This is a genomic window from Streptosporangium sp. NBC_01469, assembly GCF_036227305.1.
Taxonomy (GTDB): Bacteria; Actinomycetota; Actinomycetes; order Streptosporangiales; family Streptosporangiaceae; genus Streptosporangium.
Window position 1 is genome coordinate 10503131 of the sequence record NZ_CP109465.1, and the last position, 19490, is coordinate 10522620.

The following is a 19490-nucleotide window of genomic DNA, read 5'->3' on the forward strand; positions in this document are numbered from 1 at the left end:
ACCCCGGCCAGCTTAGGACCGTGAAATCCCGCGCCCGCCCCAGGCGCCTCTCCTCACGCGACCTCCGCGACCGGCTTTCAGTGCCGGGCGGGTGCCGGACGACGTGAGCGACCCCGTACCCTCTCCGGCTCGCCGATGGCGTCGGTCAGCCTACTTCCCAGGGAAACGAGCTCGAAGAACGGGGGAAAACGTCGATTCGGGTGGGACGTATTTGCTTTGATGATGCTTAAGCAATCTATAAGTATCCATGTCCAGTTTCGAGTAGAAAAGAATCCTGTGGGCGTTTTACACCCTTTACTGGCTGAAGATCCGAAACGCATCGGCGTCCACCTCCTGGTCGGCCGGCTTGTCGAAGATCCCGCGCAGACCGTCTACCTGGGCCACCCGCCCGACGAGGACACCCTCAGGGTGATCCGCGTGCTGGCGCCACGCCCCGGCTCCGACGTGCGGGACCGCGAACGGATCACCAACGAGCTGCACGCCGCCAAGCGCGTGTCCGGAGCGCACACCGCCCGGCTGATCGAGGTCGGCTGGTTCGACGACTCCCCCTACGTGGTCCGCGAGCACATCGAGGGCCGTTCGCTGCGCGAGACGGTGACCGCGGACGGGCCGCTCGGCGAGGACGCCCTGGAGCGGCTCGCCGTCGGCACGCTCGCCGCCCTCACCACCATCCACCTGTCCGGCCTGGTCCACGGCGCGCTCAGCCCCGACACCGTGCTCCTGGGCCCCGACGGTCCCCGCGTCTGCGACATCGGCCTGGGTGTCACCGGTGCCGAAGCGGGATACCTCGCCCCCGAGGCCTCCAAGGCCGCTGGGGTCCCTGGGGTCCCCGAGACCCCCGAGGTCTCCGAGGCTCCCGGACAGACCCGTACGATGCCCCCGCCCGGTGACGACGTCGCGCGGGCCCCGGACGCCGATCCCGGCCAGGCCCCACCCCCGACCACCCCGGCCGATCCCGGCGAGGCCCCCACCCCGGCGGTCACGGGCGGAACGGGCGGGAAGCCCTCGGACCTGTTCGCCTGGGCCGCGACAGTCGTCTACGCGGCGACCGGCCGGCCGCCTTCCAACGAGTGGCCCGGAGCGACGCCGGAGAGCCCGGCGAACCTGACCGGTCTCCCGGCGGGACTCCGCCCCCTCATCGCCACCTGCCTGGACAGGCGCCCGGAGTCCCGGCCCGACACCAGGGCGGCCATGCTGCGGCTGCTCGGCGAGCCGCATGTGGAACCTCCGGAACCGCTCCCGCCGGTCTCCCCGTTTCCCGCCGGGGACCGGCCGAACGTTCCGGGGGTGAACGGTCCCGGCGCGCACCCCGGCGAGTGGGGCGAAGCCCCGTACCCGATGCCGGTGCCGCCGCCGGCGCCACCGGCGGCGGTGACGCTCTGGAACACCCCGCCCATGCCGGGAAGCGCGCCCCCGGTGAACCCGATGGCCGGGGCGGTGATCACCTCTCCCGCCGAGGAGCGGCGGGGCGGCACCGGTTTTCCCCTGATGCTGGTGGCCGGTGTCGGTGTGGTCGCCCTGCTGTCCGGCGTCGGGGTCTGGGCCGCCGGGAGCTACACCTCCCTCGGCAACGCCGGACAGGCCGCCGCCAGCGGGAAGGCCCCGCAGGCACTGGCGAGCCAGTGGCAGGGCCCGGGTCAGGGCGGCACGGAGGATCCGGCGAACCGGGTGACCGTGCCCTGGGGCACGACACCGGAGCCACAGGTGGGGGATGTCGGGCCGTTGCGGCTGTCCACCGAGGACCCCGCGCTCCCCACGCTGCCCCCCAGCCCCCAGCCACCGGTCGCGGTGCCGACGCTACCGGCCCCCACGGCGCCGGCCACGGCACCGGTCGCGCCGACCACGACACCGACCAAGGCGCCAACCAAGGCGCCCACCAAGGCACCCACCCGGAAGGCGACACCGCCCGCCAGGACCGCTCAGACGCCGAAGCCGAAGCCGACTCCCCCGGCCAGCAGGCCCCAGCAGACACCGAGACCAAGCGCGACGCAGACCCCAGAGGAGTCCAAGCCCGCGCCGAAACCGACCACCAAACCTCCGTCTCCCAAACCAACGGCCGCGAAACCGACCACCAAACCCCCGTCTCCCAAACCAACGACCGCGAAACCGACCACGTCCGCGCCGAAGCCTCCCGCCGCGGCGGCCCGATCCAACCCTCACACCCCGCAGCAGGCGTGCGGCTCGGGCTTCTCCGTACAGCGGTCGGTCGCGTTCAGCGGCGGAACGGTCTACCAGCTCTACAACAACTCCACCGGCCAGAACTGCGCCGTCACGATGAAGAGCGCCGACGTCGGCAAGGCGACGCAGGTCTGGGCCACCCTGGAGGTCCAGGGCGGCGGCTCCAACACGGACCGGGGCAGCTTCGAGTACTACGCGGGCCCGGTCGTCCTGGCCGGCAAGGGCAAGTGTGTGCGCATCTCCGGGGGCGGCCCCGGCGGCAGCGCGGGTCCCACCGAGTGGGCCAACTGCGGATGACCCCCGAAGCGAACGCGGACCACGCGAGAAGAGGAGAAGATCATGGTGCCGCTCTCCCCCACCGGTGACCGTGAGACCGACCGGATGATCGCCGAGCTCCAGGAGCAGGTGAACCGCGCCGAGGAGATCGGGCGGCAACTGGGCGAGGTCCGAGGCAGGGGCGAGGCCGCGGGCGGTCAGGTGACGGTGGAGACGCTGTCCACCGGCGCCCTGGTGAGCCTGCGCATCGACCCGCGCGCCCTGCGCCTGGGCTCCGAGGCGCTCACCGAGGCGATCATGGAGGCGGCCGGGCACGCCGCCCGCGCCGCGGCCGAGGCGGCCAACCGGCTCATGGCCTCACTGCTGCCCCCCGGTTCCCTCGAAGGAACCGGCCCCTTCGAGAGATGAGGCGGGTGGGCCCCCTCTCCCGATCACGGGGCGAGAGAGGGGGCCCACCCGTTCACGGGCCGACCGGTCTGGTCGTACGGGCTCCGTGGACGACGAGCTTGCTGAGCCACTGCTCCACGGTGGGACCGGTGAAGTCGCCCTGCAGGGCGTTGTCGGTGGTGGTGTAGACGCCGGACGCGAGCAGCCGGGCCAGCAGGCCTCCGGCCCGGTTCGCCGGGAGGCCCGCGGCCTTGGCGAGGTCGGCGGTACCGTCGAACGCCACATTCGCGACGAAGTTCCGCCCGAACTGCTCCGTGTTCTCTCCCAGGCTGGTGACCTCGGTGCCGTTGAGGTCCTTCTGGACGCCGGTGACCTCGAAGACACTCCACTGGATGGCCTGCTGGATGCCCGCGTAGCCCACGCTGTCCGCCAGGTAGTAGGCCGAGCCGTAGGTGATTTTCTCGACGGCCAGGCTGAAGAGCTTCTTCTGCAGGATCGCGCGGCCCCTGAAGACCTTCTCGATGAGCTGTTTCTGGACCGCCGAGGCGACCCCGACCGTACCCCAGCCCCAGGCCACGGTGAAGAGCATGTTCAGGAAGGCCTGGACCGCGAGGACCTTGAGCACGTATCGGGTGGTCTCCACGGCCTGGGCGTACTCGCGGCACATCACGGCGACGGCCCGGCAGTGGGCGGCGATGTCACGGGGGTAGGGCCGGAGCTTGCTCTCCCACACCTTCGCGAACTCCTCCATCGACGGACCGGAGTTGAACTTCCGGGCCCGCGTGGCCGCGTCGTCGGCGTCTCCCCCGGCGCGCTCGATCGCGACGGCCAGCCCGTCCAGGGTGTCGGCGGCGTCACGCAGCCTGTCCGGATCACCCTCCGGCCAGCTCACCCCGAGCATCGTGGTGACCATCGCGGCGCTGCCGATCGCGCCGATGCCCATCCCAGCCGTGAAGGGGTGGGCCTTGACGAAGGCCCCGATCCCGCTCATTCGAGCTCCGCCATGGTCGTGGGGACCTCGATGTGGGGCTTGTCGATCTCGGTGACCGCTCTCGCCAGCGGGGACCAGTCGACGGCCTCGATGTCCGCCCCGCCCAGGACGAGGTTGTTCCCGGTCCCGGAGTAGATCTCCCCGAGGCTCCCGACGTGCTTCCTCACCTGCTCAAGGGCGGCCAGGTATCCCTTGCCCTCCCCGTTCCCGGCGAACTTCCGCCCGTCCTCGTCGGCGCCCCAGAACTCCCCCAGGCCCTCCAGAACGGCCAGCGCCTCGGCCAGCGCCCGGTCGAGGTTCTCCTTCTCGACGAGGAAGCCGTTCCGGCTCCTGACCAGATGGGGAAGGCTGACGGCTATCTCCGGCTCATCGGACCGCGGCAAGGAAACCTCCCGGCGAAAATAACACGAAGGGAAGGATGATATTCATATTTCATTACATTCAGGTTTATAACGGTTAACCCATTGTTTATCGGACATATCACACCCGCGTCGGCCGCACGGTGAGCAGGACCGGACACCGGGACGCCAGGTGATCCAATTCAGTAGGGTGCTGCCTGGGATCCACCTGTTTCGGGGGTTTGAATGATCGGTGGGAAGCTTGTCGCGGGGATGCTCACCCTGGCGGTCACGGTTCCCGTCCCCGCCTCGGCGGCGGGCGGGACGGCGGGAACGACAGCGGACTGCTCCCCGCCTCGCGGGACGACGAGCATCGGGGAGTCCTGGGCCCAGCGGCGCTTCGACCTGCCAGAGGTGTGGAAGTTGACCAGGGGCGCCGGCGTGACGGTCGCGATCATCGACAGCGGCGTGGACACCGGGCATCCGCAACTGGCGAGAATGCGCGGGTCACTGGTCGACCTCACCGGCACGGGCACGGGCGACTGCCTCGGGCACGGTACGCAGGTCGCGGGCATCGTCGGGGGGACCGAGATCAAGGGAGTGCCGTTCGCCGGCGTCGCGCCGGGAGCCCGGCTGATATCCGTCAAGCACACGAACGAGGACACCGGGGACGCGAAGCTGCTCGCCCACGCGATCCTGCGGGCCGTCCGGCTCGGCGCCGACGTGATCAACGTGTCGGCCAAGGCCCACGACCAGCCCGACCTGAGACGGGTGGTGAACTACGCCCTGTCCCAGGACGTGGTGGTGGTGGCCGCCGCGGGCAACGTCTCCAAGGACGACGGCACCTCACCGCCCGCCTACCCGGCCGCCTATCCCGGGGTCATCTCCGTCGGCTCGGCCGGCCCGGACGGCACCAGGGCCTCGTCGTCCAGCACCACCACCCCGGTCTCCGTGCTCGCCCCCGGCGTCGGCATCACCTCCACCTCACCGGGCAGGGCCTACGCCGAGGGCCTGGAGGGCACCAGCTTCGCCACGCCGTACGTCGCGGGGGTGGCGGCGCTGGTGCGCGCCCGTCACCCCAGGCTGGATCACCTGGCCGTGCAGCGGCGCATCAGGCTGACCTCCGTCGGCGGGTCCGGGACCGGGACCGGCGCGGGAATGATCAACCCGTTGCTGGCCGTCTCGGCGATCCTGCCCTCGGAGTCGGTGGCGATCGCCCCCGACGAGGCCGCCCCACTACCGGCCGACGCGATCCTGCGGGCCCCGGTGAAGGACTCCCGTGCGATCGCGATCGCCACCTGGGTCGCCCTGATCTGCCTCGCGCTGGTGCTCCTGGCCTCGCTGGGCAGGGTGGTGGTGCCGCTGGGCCGTCGCCGGGGATGGCGGCCGACCAAGGCCGAGATCGGGACGTGAGGGCGCGATGACCCTCCGGACCCGCCTTTCCCGCGGCGCGACGGGTTCCCGGACCCGCGCCTCCCGCGACGCGACGACTTTCCGGATCCACCGCTCCACAGTGGGAGCGGCGAGGTGGGGGTGGCATGCAGACCCGTCGTGACCTCTACCAGGCACACAAGATGATGGTCCAGCGGCTGAACATGGCCCTGCTCCAGGGCGAGCCGGACCTGCCGGAGTCTCCGATGCGCAGGCTCAACATGGGGATGTTCTGCGGCGTGCTGGTCGCGGTGCTGCTCGCGGCCGGTTTCGGCATCGCCGGACTGCTGTTCCCCGGCGGCGCGACCGGGCTCACCAAGCCGGGGATCGTGATCGTGGAGGAGGAGTCGGGCGCGGTCTTCGTCTACAGCGCGCCGCGCGAGGAGATGGTCCCGGTCACCAACATAACCTCCGCCCGGCTGATGCTGGGCGAGCAGGGGGCGACCGTACGGACCGTGACCGCGGCCTCCCTCGCGGACTTCCAGCGTGGCACGGCGGTGGGCATCCCCGGCGCCCCCCAGTCGCTGCCCGCCCCCGACAAGCTGGTTCGCACCCCCTGGTCGGTCTGCGTGGTGGAGAGCACGGACGCTCGCGGCGAGCGCCGACCGCACACCTCGATGGTCGGCGGCCTGGACGTCGGCGGCCGGCCGACCGGGCAGGACAGCGCCATGATCGTCGAGGAGGGGAACGATACCTGGATGCTCTGGTCGAACCAGCGGATGCTCGTACCGGCCGACAGCCTGCGGGCGCTGCCCCCGGGCGGGCGCCGCCAGGTTCCCGCGGCCTGGCTCAACGCGCTGCCCATCGGCCCCGACTTCCAGGGCCCGGCGATTCCGGGCATCGGCCGCGCGGCGCGCGGGCCCGGCGGGCAGAGGTCCGCGGTGGGCCGGGTGTACCGGGTTCCCGCACTGGTCGGTGGCCCGGAGAGGTGGTACGTCCTGCTCTCCGACGGGCTGGCGAGCCTCAGCCCGGTCCAGGCCGACCTGCTGCTGCAGAACCCCGCCAGCAAGAAGGCGTACGGCCGCGAACGGGTGCTGCCGATCGAGACGGACGCCGCCAGCGCGAACGAGATGAAGGTCTCGGCCACCCGCCTGGACGCGGCCGGGCTCCCCACGACCATGCCGAAGATCATCGCTCCCGGCCCGACGGCACCGCTCTGCGCCGTCTACTCCGACACCGAACGCGGCTCGGCCAAGGCGACGCTGACGATCGAGAGCACGATACGTATCCCCGCGCCGCCCGCGGGCCGGTTCAACCAGGACGCGGTCGACCAGGTGGTGCTCCCGCCGGGCAAGGGCGCCCTGGTGGGTGTGCTGCCGGGCGACGGCAGGCTGGACGCGATCCAGTCGCTCTACCTGATCGGCGATCAGGGACGGCGGCACGCCATCCAGTCCGCGGAGGTGCTGGGAAGCCTGGGCTACGCGGCGGAGAACATCGCCCCGTTCCCCGCGCAGCTCATGATGCTGATCCCCGAGGGCCCGGTGCTCGACCCCGAGGCGGCGCGGGTGCCCGTACCCGTGGAGCAACCGTCGACGGGCCGCCTCCAGCGGTGAGACATCCGACACTCCACTTTCCCGACTTTATAGCGCATAGGGGATAAATCATGATCTATTAGGGTTGCAGGCAGACGGGGAAAAAGTGAGGAACAGGCATGGCGGATCCGATAGCCGATCTCTTCCGGACGATCTCCAACGCGGTCGCCGCCCTGGGCAGCGACGCGGACGAGCGGCAACTGAAGCAGATGGCCGAATCCTGTCGTGGGCTCGAACGAGCTCTCCAGACCGTGGAGAAGACACTCCAGACCCCGCTGCACGGGCCCCCGTCGCAACCCAACCCGCAGCCCCCGCCCCCGGTGCACGGACCCCCGTCGCAACCCCCGGTGTACGGGCCCCCCTCACAGTGGTCGGGCGGCGCGGCGTCGGGCTTCCAGGACGTGAAGCGCGAACAGCTCAGCCCCGAGGAACGCCACGCGCTCCGCGAGAACCTCAAGGTCGTCGCCGAGGTGCTCGACGCGGCGGCGGACGCCAGCCACCAGACCAAGCGCGCGCTGGAAGAGCTCATCAAGTCCATCATGATGGCCCTCGCGACCGGCGTCGCCATCTCCCTCACCGCCGGGGCGCTGGGCGCCTACGTGGCCTGGGCCGCCCGCGCGGACATCGCGGCCAAGGGCGCGGTCAGCACCGCGACCATCATAACGAGACTGGCCTCGTTCCTGAAGAACCTCGGTGTCACCCTGAGGAACCTCATGGTGACCGGAGGCAGAAGCAAGGTCGCCAAGGCGTGGACCCTCAACGGGTCCGAGACGCTCGGCTTCGGCAAGACCAGCCTGGCCGCCTTCTCGAACTACGGGAAGGTGTTCGGCATGTCCTGGGCCGGCGGGTACGTGACGGCCGGCCTCAGCCGGATGACCAACGGCCAGTCCTTCGTGTCGCCGTTCGGCCTCGGATACGCGCAGCTCACCAACGCGGCGGGGATCGCGGCCGCGCTGCCCTTCGGCACCCAGTGGTGGGCCAAGGCGCACGCGGCCAACCCCGTGCGCATGAACTTCGCCGCCGGTGTCTCGGCCGGGGCGCTCCCGTCCCCGATCAACGACCTGATCCAGGGAGGGAAGTCCCCCTCGGAGATGGCCAGGAACGTCGCGCTCTTCGGAAGCGTGTCCGGAGGGTTCAACGCCGGGATGGGCGTGGGCATGGGCAAGGTGGGCATCACCGACCCGAAGCTGGTCATGGGCGTCGGCTCCTTCTTCGGCCTGCTCCCGGGTACGGCTCTGCGAGCGGTGGTACCGCTCGCGCCGACCCAGGAACCGCTCCAGATACCGGAGAACCCGTTGAAGCAGACCGGGCCCGGCAAACCCTGACCTCGGCGAGGCCCCCGACGACGCTCGCGCGGAGGGTCCGCGCCCGATCACGGGGGCCTTCCGCACGACCGGCCCGGGACACGCCGTACGCCCGGCGAGACCGGACGTGCCCGCTCAGCGGACCTCGCGCGCGGCCTCCCTGACCCTGGCCTCCCGCTCGTCCAGCGAGCGGCTGAAGGCGCTGGAGATCTCCTGGAACGGATCGACGAGCTCCTCGGTGGACAGCGCCGAGGAGCCGAGGACGTCACGCAACATCCGCTCCCGCTTGTAGTCGCCGTCCTCCTGCGCCCGCCGTACGGCGAGCGTCACCTCCTCGGCCAGGTCCTGGCTGCCCATCTCCATCACCCGGGGATCGAGCCTGATCTCCAGCAGGCGCCCGGTCGCGCCGGTGAACGCCCTGACCCTGCCGTTCGCGCTCTCCCCCTCTCCGGTGATGTCCTCCAGCTCGCGCCGCGCGACCTCCGCGCGACGCCGCACCTGCTCGGCGTCCTCCGCCACACGCTCCAGGTCGTCCAGGCGGAACCCGTTGGCGGAAGGATTGAAAGGAAACATCTGCCCCCCTGTCGTCGTGGCCTGTCGTGGCCTGTCGTGGTCAGAGCATGCCCATAAGCCCACCCTGTGGTTGCGGGGAGAGGTCCGGGTCCATCGAAGGAGCGAGGGTTCCGGCCGCGTGATCGAGGCCGGCGTCCTTGAAGTCGGGCGTCTTGTCGGTGATGGCCTCCAGACCGAGGAACAACTGCGCCTGGGTCGCGCCGATCAAGTTCACGATGCTGAAAATCGCGGCGGCGGACAGGACCACATTCATCTTCGTCCGGACCAGCGCCATGACGCCCTGACCGATGGTCGTGAGCGTCTTGTGGATCGCGATCTGCGCGCTCACCCTCATGACAGGAACGATCATCGTGGCCAGCGACACGACCGCCAGGTAGGCCATGAGCTGCGCCGCCCAGAAGACCACCTGGGCGCCGATGTGGAAGATGAGCGCGGTCTGCTCAACGGTGTCACCGGCGCTGGTGCGGTGCGCGGCGAGCGTCCTCATCTCCTCGAGGAAGGCGGTCGAGGCCGCGTCGAACTTCTGGCGCGCCTCGCCCTTCCACCCGTCGTCGTCCACCATTCTCCGCAGATCGGCTATCGCGGTTCCCAGGCCTTCGAGGTCCGGGGCCTCGCTCCCCAGCGCCGAGTCACGCCACTGCTCGGCCAGCTTCCTCATGCCCTCGGGGTCGGACAGCATCGTGCCGATCATCACGGCGATGGTCTTCGCCACCGGGGACATGAGCACGACCGCGGCGGCGGTCGCCTCGGCCGCCGCCGCGATGTACATCGCCTTGTCGTTTTCGTAGCTCACAAAGAGCGCCTCTCGTCAGGCCGGTGGGCGAGAACGGTCACGACTCCTGCCCGAGCACGGCGGGGGCGGTGCCGATGTCGTCCTCCCAATCCCCCTCGTCCCCGGAAAGGCCCACGGACGAGCCGTCCCTGTCCCTGTTCTGATCGCCGGCACCGGCGCCGCCGCCCATCGGCATGAAGGGCATCCCCGCCATGCCGTTCGTCCCGGCCCCGCGCCCGGCGGCCGACTGCGCGAACCCGTCGCCCGCCGCCCCGGACGGGAAGCCACCGGCGCGGGTGGAGGTGCCGGCCGCGGGGGAGCCGCCCGACCAGGTCGTGCCGTCCGCCCCCTTCGCCTGCGGCGTCGTCACGTCGGGAGGGGTGTAGCCGGCCAGGTCGGTCTTGCCGGGGTCCGGCAGGTCGAGGTTCTGGCCGCTCGGCAGGTCCGCCGGATCCTTCGCGTCGAGGCCGGGAATGTCCGTGGTGGGGACGGTCGGCAGGTCGCCGGGGTCCGGCACGGCGGGAACGTTCGGATCGGGAAGATCTGTGTCCGGCAGGTCCGGTCCCGGCGTTTCCAGGTCAGGTGTTTCCAGGTCGGGCGTTTCGATGTCGGGTGTCTTCGCGCCGGGCATGTCCGGGCCCGGCGTGTTCAGGCCGGGAATACCGTCGCCGGGCGAGCCGATGCCGGGCCCGTCCAGACCCCCGCCCCCCAGACCTCCCCCCAGACCTCCCCCCAGACCGGACGCCCCGAGCCCCGACGTGTCGACGGGCGGCGGCCGGAAGAGGTCCTCGTTCTCATCCTCGCGGCGCTTCATGTCGTCGGCCATGTCGGCGATGGCGATCCGCCAGGAGTCCAGCGCCTTCTTGCTCGCCGCAAGGGCCTGCACGGCGGTGTCGCGGGCCTGGTCCTGGGCCGACAGCAATCCCAGGCCAATGACGCCGAACGCGGGAAAGGGGAGGCCGATCGCGGCCGTCCTGTTCTTGAGCGACTCCAGGCCCGGAGCCTCCCGCCCGACACCATCGCTCAGCGCCTTCAGCTGCTTGTCCGAGTAGCCGATTTCCTTGCTTGTCGGACCGAGGTTCGCCCCCGGAATAAGTCCGCTCATCTCCGCCTTCTCCGATGCCGCGTCTAGGTGAGCAGCGAGGGTGTGGTGGGGCCGCCGCCGCCCCAGACGTCGTCGTCCTCCAGGACACGGGTGGTGCTCTCGGAGGTCGGGTCCTTTTCTCCCGCCCTCCCCTGGCCCGCCGCCCCGTACAGCGGTACCCCGCTCATCCCGCCGGTGGCCGCGCGGGCCGCGGTGCGCGATCCGTCACCGCCGCCGCCCGCGATCCCGTACGCCGCCGCACCCGTTCCGGCACCGCCCGCGCCGGTGCCACCCGCGCCCGTGCCACCCGACGTGCCCGCGCCGAACGGGCCGTTCGCCGAGGCGTTCGCCGCTCTGGCCTGCGCCGTGTCGTTGAGACCGGCGAGGCGGCTTTCGTCCGCGTCCGGCGGGTGGCTGCCGTCGCCCTGCCCGGCTCCCGCGATATCCCCGACGCCGTCCGGGGACGGCAGGTCCGGGTTCCGGCCGTCGGGACCACCGGGCCAGGACGGCTGAACGACGCCCGGCCTCCCGTCGCCCGAGCCGGGCACGGACGAGCCCGCGCCCTCGTCGGGGCCGATGACGCCGGGCGCCGACGGGTCCAGACCGTAGGCCCCCTCCTGCCCGGGGCCCCCCGGGAACCGAGGTTGCCCGGGGAGGTCGCCCGCGCCATCGGAGGCGTCCAGCGCGCCGAACCCGCCCGTGCCGGGGGGTGCCTCGAGGGCGCCCGGGGGGAGGCCCGTCTGCCTGAAGGTGGGCAGGTCCACCGGAGTCGGGGTGGGCAGCGCCGACTGCACATCGTCGGGAAGCAGCGTGTAGTGCTCGGTGATCCTCTCATTGACCCGGGAGAAGTGGTCCCTGGCCCGATCCTCCACCCGGTACATCCCGTAGAACGGGACGTGGTCGGCCCAGTCGGTGTCGTGGTCCGACCGCGAGTCCTCGCCCCTCTTCACGACGAGGTTCTGCCGGGCCCAGACAAGGGTGTCCGCGTACTCGCGCAACGGCGGGCCCATCATCCCCATCTTGGCGGCGAGTTCGCGAATGGTCGCGTGCAGGAACTGCAACTGTTTCTGCGTCTGCGCGCCCTCCGCTCCCCCGTAGTGGTCGGCCAGGTCCGTGGCCTTTCGCTTGAGCTCCCGCGCGGCCTCCTCAAGCAGGTCGCGGGCGGCGAGGTAGTAGTCGCCCGACCGTCTCACCGAATCTGGTTCGGTGTTGTCGACCCACTGCTTGATCTTCTCCAGAACGCTGTCGAAGGGCGTGATCTGGAGCGGCTCCTTGGGCATGGTGACGACGGTCCGCCTGGGCTCCGCCGATCCTGTCTCCGCCATACCGGCTCCCGTCAGACATACCGCCGGTCGCCCGGCTCCTGGTTGGCCCGCTCGGCGCCGCCATGGGTCCTGGCGATGCCGATGAGCGTCTCGACGACGCTGCCGTACTGCTTGACCAGCGACGAGTAGGCGCCGCCCGACTCTTCCGTGTCGCCGATGAGCGTCGAGTGGGCGGTGTTGACCGCCATGGCGAACTGCTGCGCGGTGAGCCACTCGCCCAGGTGGGCGGGGCCGATCGCGCACTGGAACCGAACGTCCGGCAGCGACCCGGCGCCGGGCGGCGGCGGGGGTAGCGGCGGGGGCGTGGCGCCGGGGTCGTAGGCGACCGATCTCGCGGGCGGGAGCGTGGGCGTCGTCAGCGCCTTCAGCGCCTCCGCCAGCTCCCGGGCGATCCGCTCGATCTCGACGGAGTCCGCCTCGACGCCGTCGCCCTTCGCCGTCAGGCCGGGCCAGTCGGGGTCAAGCTCTATCGCCATTGTGTGCCCTTCCCTGGTCCGCGGCGGGCCCGATGATCGCGGAGTTCATGGCGGGAGGCGGGGCCCAGATGTCGGGCTCCTCGGTCAGCGAACTCGACCACTCGGACTCCTGGGAGCTCTCACCGACGCCCGCGCCCGCGCCCCCCAGGAACGGCATCATCGGCACGCCGCCCATCCCCCCTCTCGCCGCCGCCGCGGCGGAGGAGAGCGGCACGGCTCCCTGCACGGCTCCCGAGCCGCCCAGTACGGGCGAAACGGATGTGGCGGGGGGAGCGACGGTCGTCGCCGGCCCGGCGGGCACGGCCGGGCTCTGCTGGATCACGGGGGTCGCCGCCGGGTTCTGCGGGACGAAGCTCGCCACCTCGGTGCTCCCGGGGTCGTCGTCGGGCGTGCCGTCCGTTCCGTCGATCACCGCCGGTACGGTTCCGTCGTCCGGCGGGTCCTGGGCCGTCCCGGCACCTGTCTCGTCACCGGCTCCGGCACCATCGCCGGTTCCGGCCTCGGCGGGCGGGTCCTGCCCGTCCGTCCCCGCGGGACCGTCCGAGCCGGCGCCGCCGGGAGCGCCGGAACCGTCCGAGCCGTCGCCGCCGGGAACACCGGGACCGTCCTGCCCAGTGCCACCGGGACCGGTGGACCCCCCGGGAGCGGAACCGTCCGGCCCGGCGCCGGAACCGGAGGAACCCGGGCTCGAACCGCCGGGACCGGCCTGGCCCGACCCGTTCCCCCCGGCGCCTGAGCCCGCGGACCGGTCGCCGCCCGCCGTCCAGCCGCCGGACGAGCCCTCTCCGGGCCGGGGACGGTCGCCCTGGTACGGATCGCCCTCCCGGTAGACGACCTCCCGATAGACGTCGCCGTTCGCCGGGATCGTCACGGTCGGCAGGTTGTAGGAGACCTCCGCCGGCACCTTGTGATACAGGTCGAGGATCTGCGCGTTCAGGGTGCGCAGCACCTGGCGGGCCGCGTGTGTGCCGTCCTCCGCGTCGGCCGCCGACGGCGACGCGCCGGACGAGGGCTCCTGCGGCCGGGACGACGCCCCAGAGGGAGACGGTGCCGTCGTGGGCGCGGCCCCCGGCTCGGGGTTGGGCGTCCGCTGGGCCGCATCGGAGCTTCCGAGGTTCTCGATCTTCTGGCGGGCCTCGGGGAGATAGATCCCGCCGTACCACCTGAGGACCTCGGACATCGCCTCCATCGTGGAGATCAGCTCTCCGGCGGTGGAGTGCAGCATCATCAGTGCCCGCTGCACCTCGGCGGACGTCTCGCCACGCCACGACTCGTGGAGTTTCCTCGCGGTCTGCGGCAGGGCGTCACGAAGGGTGCCGACCGTGCTCGCGGCGTGCATGTACGCGAACCCGGCGTCGTCGATCGCGGCGGGTGAGGTGTTTCTCAGCCACTGCTCGATCTGTGCCCTCGACGCGGCGACCTCGCCCTGCTCCGGCACCGCGCCGGCGCGTACCGGCCGGCTCCCTGACTCGCTGCCCACGACGACCTTTCCCGTGCGTCCGCGCCGTCACCCTTGGGTGGGGTTGGCTCTGTCGTATTCGTCGGCGTTCGCGCGGATCGCCTGGACGGCTTCCTCGTAGCGGGTCACGAACAACCGGTAGACGTAGCGCAGGGCCGCGTTCCCCTGTTCGAGGGAGACGATCCCGCCGGGGTCGGGCACCATGCCGACGGATCTGGTGAACGCGCTCGCCGCGGGCCAGGACCCCAGTTCCCGCTCGGTCAGGCCACCGTTGCTCTGTACGCTCTCCAGCGATCCGGTCGTGTACCCCTCGGCGTGGGCGGGCCCCTTCAGGGGGGCGAGCTGCCGCTCCAGCTCCTCCGCGACCCTCCGCATCAGCGCGGTGTCGTATTCGAGCTCCACCCCGGAACCGTCCGCCCCCGGCCAGCCCGGGGCTCCACTCTCAGCGGCCCTGACCACGATTTCCCCCTCACAGAAAGCTCACAGAAGACGGACGTTCCCGGCCGTGGCGTCACCGCGACGACCGGGAACACCGTGGACGGCCGCCGGCCGTGTCATACGTTCCAGCGGGCCTTGTTCTTCGCCTCGGCCAACTGGTAGTTCTCGTTGGCGGTGTTGAGGGCGCCCATGGCCTGCGCCAACTGGCTCTTCATCTCCTGCTCGGCGCGGTCCCAGATCATGCGGTGGGCGTCGAAGTACCTCGCCGCCTCACCGGTCCACACCCCGTCCGGCGTCCCCTGCACCGGGTCCTCGCCATCCGGCAGGCCGCCCAACCTGGTCTTGAGCTTCGTGTAGAGCTCGGTGGTGGCCCGGTCCATGGCCTCCACAACCTTGGCGAGCTCTTCCCTGGTCTGCTCCATGTGGCCGAAGTTGACCTTTACGTATTCACTCACTCTGATCTCCGTTCTTGGCCGTCGGTCGAGCTAGACTGCCGCGGTCCGGGGCTCCCCGGGCGTGTTGATGAGAGAGTCGACCATGCTCATGCCCGCGTCGACGTCCTGGTCGGCCGCGCTGTAGCTGACGGCGCTCGCCCCCATGTTCTCGGCGATCGTCTCCAGATCCCGCCGCACGATCAGCATCTGCTCGTCCCACCTGGTCATCGCGGACCTGAACTTGCCGGACGCCGCACCGAGCCAGCCCGAGCCGGTCAGCTCCTCGGTCACGGTCCGCACGCCCTGGCGCAGACCCTCGATGTACTGCGCGGTGTCGACGACGTCCCCTGCCGCCAACTGCAGTGCCGGTGAATCAGTGCTGTAACCGTTGAAATCCACAGCCACCTCCGTGACATGAACCTGCTTCTTCACGACGGCGCCGTTCCCCAGTGCGGATCACACGGTCATGACACCGCATGGACGGGCAGAAAGGACTACCGACGCGAACCCCATCGAATGGCATGTTAGCTATCAGCAGCAACATACCTAACACGAATGCATATTAAGCCCAGATAACTTTTTTCGTACTTCTCGCCAAATCCGCAGGTCAGAGAGGTCTTATTCCGACAACGTGACATAGGGTGATCGGCGCGATGCGACGACGGCCGGAGTCGTCCGGCCGGTCACGACTCAAGCTTGCGGCGAATTCTGTCTAATTCTCCCACTACGTCACTAAATGTCCGTTCATAAGTGGCCTCGGCCGCTTTGAACTGACTGGTCGCCGGACCCTGGTCGGCGATGAACCTCATCGGGTTCATCTCCTCGCCGAACGCCTCGCCCATCGCGGCACTCACCCGCGTCTGCAGGTCCTGGGCGGCCTCCTGAAGGACCGCCTTGATCTTCTCCGCCAGCTCGGACGAGCCCAGCCTCATCGCCTTGGGATGGATGTCGAGCGTGCGCAGCCCCTCGGCCGCGTACTCCACCGTGACCAGCTCGTCCTCGTCCTGAGCGCGCCCGACCAGCCCGGCCATGCTCCCCTGCAGTCGCCCCATGCGCTCGATCTGCGAGTCCGCGCTGGTCAGAAGCTTGTCGATGTCGATGTTCGCGAAGTCCCCGAACTCCCTCATCAAAGGTCCCTCCCCCAGGCACCATCAACCCCGTTAGTGACAAACAGCCACTTCTCGGAAAATCTAGTCATACCGCCTGGATGACGGCAATAGCCCCGAGATCACGAAGAGCGCCGCCGGATCCGGGCCAGCTCCTCGAAACTCCCCTCCATGGAGTGCGAGAAGGACTCCTGGACCTCCTCGAACCGCCGCAGCGTCTGCCCGACGTCGATCACCGGCAGGCTCTCCCCGCCGAGCGCCGAACGCAACGCGTGCTCGGTCTTCGCCCGCGCGTCGTCCTGGGCGGCCCGCAGGACGTCCGTCAGTGCCTCGGCGAGATCCTCGCTGCCCATCCTCATCGCCCGCGCGCCCAGCCGGACCCTCTCGATCATCCCGGCGCCGTCCACCGTCGCCCGCACCATGCCGTCGGCGGACTCCGCCTCCCCCCGTATCCCACCGAGTTCCCCGACGGCCACGGCCAGGCCCCGCGCGGCCCGGTCGGCCCGCAGGCTCAACCTGTCGAACTCCTCCGGATCGGCCCCCGCCGGATCGAACTCGAACATCACGCCCCCTGAAGATCACATCGAAGATCAGGGTTCGCAGTCGATCGAGGCTCTGTGAACCCGCACACAGCGGAGGGGGTCGTCACGTCGAACCTCAGGTGAACAAAAAACCTCGCTCCTGGACGAACGCCGTCCGGTGCGTGGCAGGAGCCGCGACCCGATGATAGAGAGATCACATGTCCACCCCCTCGCAGAGCACCGTCGGCGCCCAGAACAACCAGGACAGGCACGTCACCTCCCAGGGCATCCTGCGAGTGGCCAACCGGCTGGAGCCCGACCTCATCGACCATTTCGAGGACCACCTGAAGAAGCTCCTCGACACCGTGCTCAGCGACTCCGACCTCGGGATCATGGGCAGCCGGATGATCGGGCCCTCCTACCGGGAGGTCCAGGAGAAGTCAGCCGGGTTCCTCCGGGACGCCATAGAGGCCGTTGAGCAGTTGCGGAGCGACATGCGCGTCGCGGCCGGCAACTGGCGGGCGGCCGAGGACGCGAGCACCGTCCAGTACGTCTGATCGGGAAAGCAGATCATGATGGCGAAGCACGCGGGCCCGCCGCACCCGATGGAGGGGGCGCTCAACAACCTGAGAAGGGTGCAGCTCCTGACAGGAGTCCCCCTCCTCGCGTTCGGCGCCATAGAGGTGTTGCAGGCGGACCACGCCGCGATCGTCAGGGCCGTCAACAACTGGCACGCGCTCGCGCGTGAGCTGGACGGCGGGCCGAAACGGCTCATCGCCAACATCAACGACCAGCTGAGGGCGGCCTGGAAGGCCGAGGACGAGCGGGCGGTCGAGGAGGTCCTGGCGTCCTTCCAGGAGAAGACCGAGTCGCTGCGCGGGGTCTTCAACGACGTCGCCGGCTGTCTGGACGAGGTCGGCAGCGCCTACCGTAACTTCATCTGGACCGTCACGGCCTTCTCCGCGGCGCTGGTCACGGCGGCCCTGGCGGCGGCGGCACTCACCTTCACCCCCGCAGGCCCCCAGGCCAGGGTCTACCTGCGCCTGCTGGCCGCCGCCGCCGACAAGAGCCTGCTGGCCTGGGCCGGGGTGATGACCAGCTACCTCGGCGCGGTGAGCTACACCCTGTTCAACCTGTGGCGCAGGGATCTCTACCTGGACAACTTCGCACCGACCGGCTCCTCCGCCGTCGACTTCAAGCAGGTGAGGATCGACGTGGGGCGCTACCCCACCTTCGACGAGTTCCCCAACGACCAGGAGATGCTGAAGGGCACCAGCGGCTTCAACTGGATCGCCCCCAAGCAGGACAAACCAACGAAGTACGGGCAGTAATCGGGCGGGCGGGCCTCAGCCCGCCAGACCACGCACCCAGGAGTAGACGTCCAGCACGCCGAGGGCGAGCGGGAACAGCGCGACGACCAGCAGGGTCTCGACGATGTCCCCGGCCCGGCCCCAGAACGGGGACGGCTTGCCCGCCGGAAGCGAGAGGCCGATACCCGCCGGGATCGCCGCGACCAGGAGCAGCCCCGCCGCCACGCCGACCGCCATCGGGCCGCCCCCGGCGGCGGCCGTCGAGATCGCGTAGGCGACGATCCCGGTCATGCCGGTGGCCATCAGCCAGATCCGCTGGCCGAGCCCCTGGAAGACGCGGACCCGCATGAGGCAGATCAGCGACAGCGTCAGCGCGGTGGCCGTGGCGATCCAGCGGGAGTCCAGCACGAGGCAGACCTGGGCCACCAGCCCCACCAGCGCGGTCCCCATGACCAGCCCGGTCGCGTACTGCCGCGCCTGACCGGCGCGTTCGCCGATGGCGGGGCCGTCGACCTTCTGGTCGTCGCTCCGCAGTTCCTCGGCGTTGGTGGGCATCGAGGGCATCGGCATCCCGGCGAGCCGGAACGACAGGGTCGAGGTCAGCGGGCCGAACGCCAGCATGATCGTGACGGCCATCGCGGCGACCCCTGGGACGGAGGCCCCGGACAGCATGACGATGGCGGCCCCCACCGCCCCGATCACCGAGGCCACGACGACGCCGAGGAACCCGGACACGCCGTCCACGACCGCGACGAAGCCGAAGGTGCCGACGAGCGCGGTGGCGGCGAACGCCGACAGCAGGTGCGGGGCGCCGATCCCGCTCAGTTCCCCGGCGCCCAGTGGCACGAGGAGCCCCGCGAGGAAGCCGTACGGCAGGGCCGCGTACCCGATCAGCGCACCCGCCCCGGAGTCGCCCACCGCCCGGGACACCGCGGCGCCCGCGGCGATCAGCAGGAGCGCGAACACTCCGGAGAGCACGGTGGGGACCGTCCACGGCGGCCCCGCCAGCGTCATGCACAGGACCCCGGTGACCAGGAACACCATCCCGAGCGCCACCCCCGCCAGGCGGGTGTGGCGGGTGGCCCAGATGCCGGGGCCGTCCTTGATCCGCATCGCGACGACGTCCGCCACGTCGTCGAACAGGGCCGGGGGCAGCATCGCCTCGCGCGGTCGCAGGTAGAGCACCTCGCCGTCGAGCACCCCCAGAGCCCCCAGGCTCTGGCCGAGGTCGAGCGGGGTGCCGCCGAGCCGCTGGAGCGCCCAGCCGGCGACCGCCGCGGACTCTCCCCCCGCCTCGCCGATCGCTCGCAGCAGGCCTGGCAGAATGTGCGGCAGCGGGAGGTCGGCGGGCAGCGCCAAGTCCGCCTTCCCGCCGGGTGCCACCACCGTGACATGGCACAGCGCGGGCAGCGGGGCGGCGACCCGGGCCAGCGCGGTCGGCGGTATCAATCCCTGAACGGGCGGCCGAGCCAGCGAACTCACGGTTGTCCTCCGTCTCACCACGGATGTCTGACGTCGCATACGTCACGGATATGCCGGATACGGTAGCGGGCGA

At 70.7% G+C, this 19490-nt stretch carries 21 protein-coding genes; 7 read left to right on the forward strand and 14 right to left on the reverse strand.

Annotation, left to right across the window (positions count from 1 at the left end; translation table 11 throughout):
• The first annotated feature begins 276 nt into the window (after positions 1 to 276).
• Both OG587_RS45840 and OG587_RS45845 read left to right on the forward strand, forming a co-directional pair.
• The gene (locus OG587_RS45840; protein WP_329085303.1) at positions 277 to 2475 is read left to right on the forward strand and encodes a serine/threonine protein kinase; all 2199 of its coding nucleotides are present in this window, start codon (positions 277 to 279) and stop codon (positions 2473 to 2475) included.
• Positions 2476 to 2517: 42 nt separating this feature from the next.
• Positions 2518 to 2862: a YbaB/EbfC family nucleoid-associated protein gene (locus tag OG587_RS45845; RefSeq protein WP_329085304.1), complete on the forward strand. Its 345-nt coding sequence runs from the start codon at positions 2518 to 2520 to the stop codon at positions 2860 to 2862.
• Between the two features lie 52 nt (positions 2863 to 2914).
• Here the strand turns inward: OG587_RS45845 and OG587_RS45850 are convergent, their stop codons facing one another.
• Both OG587_RS45850 and OG587_RS45855 read right to left on the reverse strand, forming a co-directional pair.
• A complete protein-coding gene (locus OG587_RS45850; RefSeq protein ID WP_329085305.1) occupies positions 2915 to 3832 on the reverse strand; it encodes a WXG100-like domain-containing protein in 918 nt (305 codons plus the stop codon).
• Complete coding sequence (locus tag OG587_RS45855; RefSeq protein ID WP_329085306.1) at positions 3829 to 4215, reverse strand: hypothetical protein; 387 nt, start codon at positions 4213 to 4215, stop codon at positions 3829 to 3831. Before OG587_RS45855 ends, OG587_RS45850 begins: the two co-directional genes overlap by 4 nt.
• A 201-nt stretch (positions 4216 to 4416) precedes the next feature.
• On the opposite strand from OG587_RS45855, the gene OG587_RS45860 reads away from it, so the two are divergent.
• From OG587_RS45860 to OG587_RS45870, 3 genes are all read left to right on the forward strand, one after another.
• Entirely contained in the window at positions 4417 to 5583 is a 1167-nt protein-coding gene (locus tag OG587_RS45860) for a S8 family serine peptidase (RefSeq protein ID WP_329085308.1), read from the forward strand.
• A gap of 125 nt (positions 5584 to 5708) precedes the next feature.
• Positions 5709 to 7154 carry a type VII secretion protein EccB gene (eccB, locus tag OG587_RS45865; RefSeq protein WP_329085309.1) on the forward strand — a complete coding sequence of 482 codons (1446 nt, stop codon included), beginning with the start codon at positions 5709 to 5711 and terminating at the stop codon, positions 7152 to 7154.
• A 98-nt stretch (positions 7155 to 7252) separates the two neighbouring features.
• Positions 7253 to 8458: a hypothetical protein gene (locus OG587_RS45870; RefSeq protein ID WP_329085311.1), complete on the forward strand. Its 1206-nt coding sequence runs from the start codon at positions 7253 to 7255 to the stop codon at positions 8456 to 8458.
• Positions 8459 to 8572: 114 nt separating this feature from the next.
• On the opposite strand, the gene OG587_RS45875 is transcribed toward OG587_RS45870, so the two are convergent.
• From OG587_RS45875 to OG587_RS45925, 11 genes are all read right to left on the reverse strand, one after another.
• Positions 8573 to 9010, reverse strand: coding sequence for a YbaB/EbfC family nucleoid-associated protein (locus tag OG587_RS45875; RefSeq protein WP_329085312.1), 438 nt, complete (start codon positions 9008 to 9010; stop codon positions 8573 to 8575).
• A 40-nt stretch (positions 9011 to 9050) separates the two neighbouring features.
• Positions 9051 to 9803 (reverse strand): WXG100 family type VII secretion target, encoded by a 753-nt coding sequence (locus OG587_RS45880; protein WP_329085313.1) that lies wholly within the window; start codon positions 9801 to 9803, stop codon positions 9051 to 9053.
• Positions 9804 to 9840: 37 nt separating this feature from the next.
• Complete coding sequence (locus OG587_RS45885; RefSeq protein ID WP_329085314.1) at positions 9841 to 10887, reverse strand: hypothetical protein; 1047 nt, start codon at positions 10885 to 10887, stop codon at positions 9841 to 9843.
• 23 nt (positions 10888 to 10910) lie between these two features.
• Positions 10911 to 12191, reverse strand: coding sequence for a hypothetical protein (locus tag OG587_RS45890; RefSeq protein WP_329085316.1), 1281 nt, complete (start codon positions 12189 to 12191; stop codon positions 10911 to 10913).
• A gap of 11 nt (positions 12192 to 12202) precedes the next feature.
• Positions 12203 to 12667, reverse strand: coding sequence for a hypothetical protein (locus OG587_RS45895; protein WP_329085317.1), 465 nt, complete (start codon positions 12665 to 12667; stop codon positions 12203 to 12205).
• Positions 12651 to 14147, reverse strand: a complete 1497-nt coding sequence (locus tag OG587_RS45900; RefSeq protein ID WP_329085318.1) for a WXG100 family type VII secretion target — start codon at positions 14145 to 14147, stop codon at positions 12651 to 12653. The genes OG587_RS45895 and OG587_RS45900 overlap by 17 nt, the downstream gene beginning before the upstream one ends.
• Before the next feature lie 27 nt (positions 14148 to 14174).
• Positions 14175 to 14585 carry a hypothetical protein gene (locus OG587_RS45905; RefSeq protein WP_329085320.1) on the reverse strand — a complete coding sequence of 137 codons (411 nt, stop codon included), beginning with the start codon at positions 14583 to 14585 and terminating at the stop codon, positions 14175 to 14177.
• 95 nt (positions 14586 to 14680) lie between these two features.
• The gene (locus tag OG587_RS45910) at positions 14681 to 15019 is read right to left on the reverse strand and encodes a WXG100 family type VII secretion target (protein ID WP_329085321.1); all 339 of its coding nucleotides are present in this window, start codon (positions 15017 to 15019) and stop codon (positions 14681 to 14683) included.
• A 30-nt stretch (positions 15020 to 15049) separates the two neighbouring features.
• Positions 15050 to 15397: a WXG100 family type VII secretion target gene (locus OG587_RS45915; protein WP_329085323.1), complete on the reverse strand. Its 348-nt coding sequence runs from the start codon at positions 15395 to 15397 to the stop codon at positions 15050 to 15052.
• A 284-nt stretch (positions 15398 to 15681) separates the two neighbouring features.
• Positions 15682 to 16125 carry a YbaB/EbfC family nucleoid-associated protein gene (locus OG587_RS45920; protein ID WP_329085325.1) on the reverse strand — a complete coding sequence of 148 codons (444 nt, stop codon included), beginning with the start codon at positions 16123 to 16125 and terminating at the stop codon, positions 15682 to 15684.
• A 101-nt stretch (positions 16126 to 16226) separates the two neighbouring features.
• Complete coding sequence (locus OG587_RS45925; RefSeq protein WP_329085327.1) at positions 16227 to 16667, reverse strand: YbaB/EbfC family nucleoid-associated protein; 441 nt, start codon at positions 16665 to 16667, stop codon at positions 16227 to 16229.
• Positions 16668 to 16843: 176 nt separating this feature from the next.
• On the opposite strand from OG587_RS45925, the gene OG587_RS45930 reads away from it, so the two are divergent.
• Together OG587_RS45930 and OG587_RS45935 are read left to right on the forward strand one after the other, a co-directional pair.
• Positions 16844 to 17182, forward strand: coding sequence for a hypothetical protein (locus OG587_RS45930; RefSeq protein ID WP_329085328.1), 339 nt, complete (start codon positions 16844 to 16846; stop codon positions 17180 to 17182).
• 15 nt (positions 17183 to 17197) lie between these two features.
• Positions 17198 to 17956, forward strand: coding sequence for a hypothetical protein (locus OG587_RS45935; protein WP_329085329.1), 759 nt, complete (start codon positions 17198 to 17200; stop codon positions 17954 to 17956).
• A 15-nt stretch (positions 17957 to 17971) separates the two neighbouring features.
• Here OG587_RS45935 and eccD read toward each other — a convergent pair whose 3' ends face one another.
• Complete coding sequence (eccD, locus tag OG587_RS45940) at positions 17972 to 19417, reverse strand: type VII secretion integral membrane protein EccD (protein WP_329085331.1); 1446 nt, start codon at positions 19415 to 19417, stop codon at positions 17972 to 17974.
• Positions 19418 to 19490: the final 73 nt, after the last annotated feature.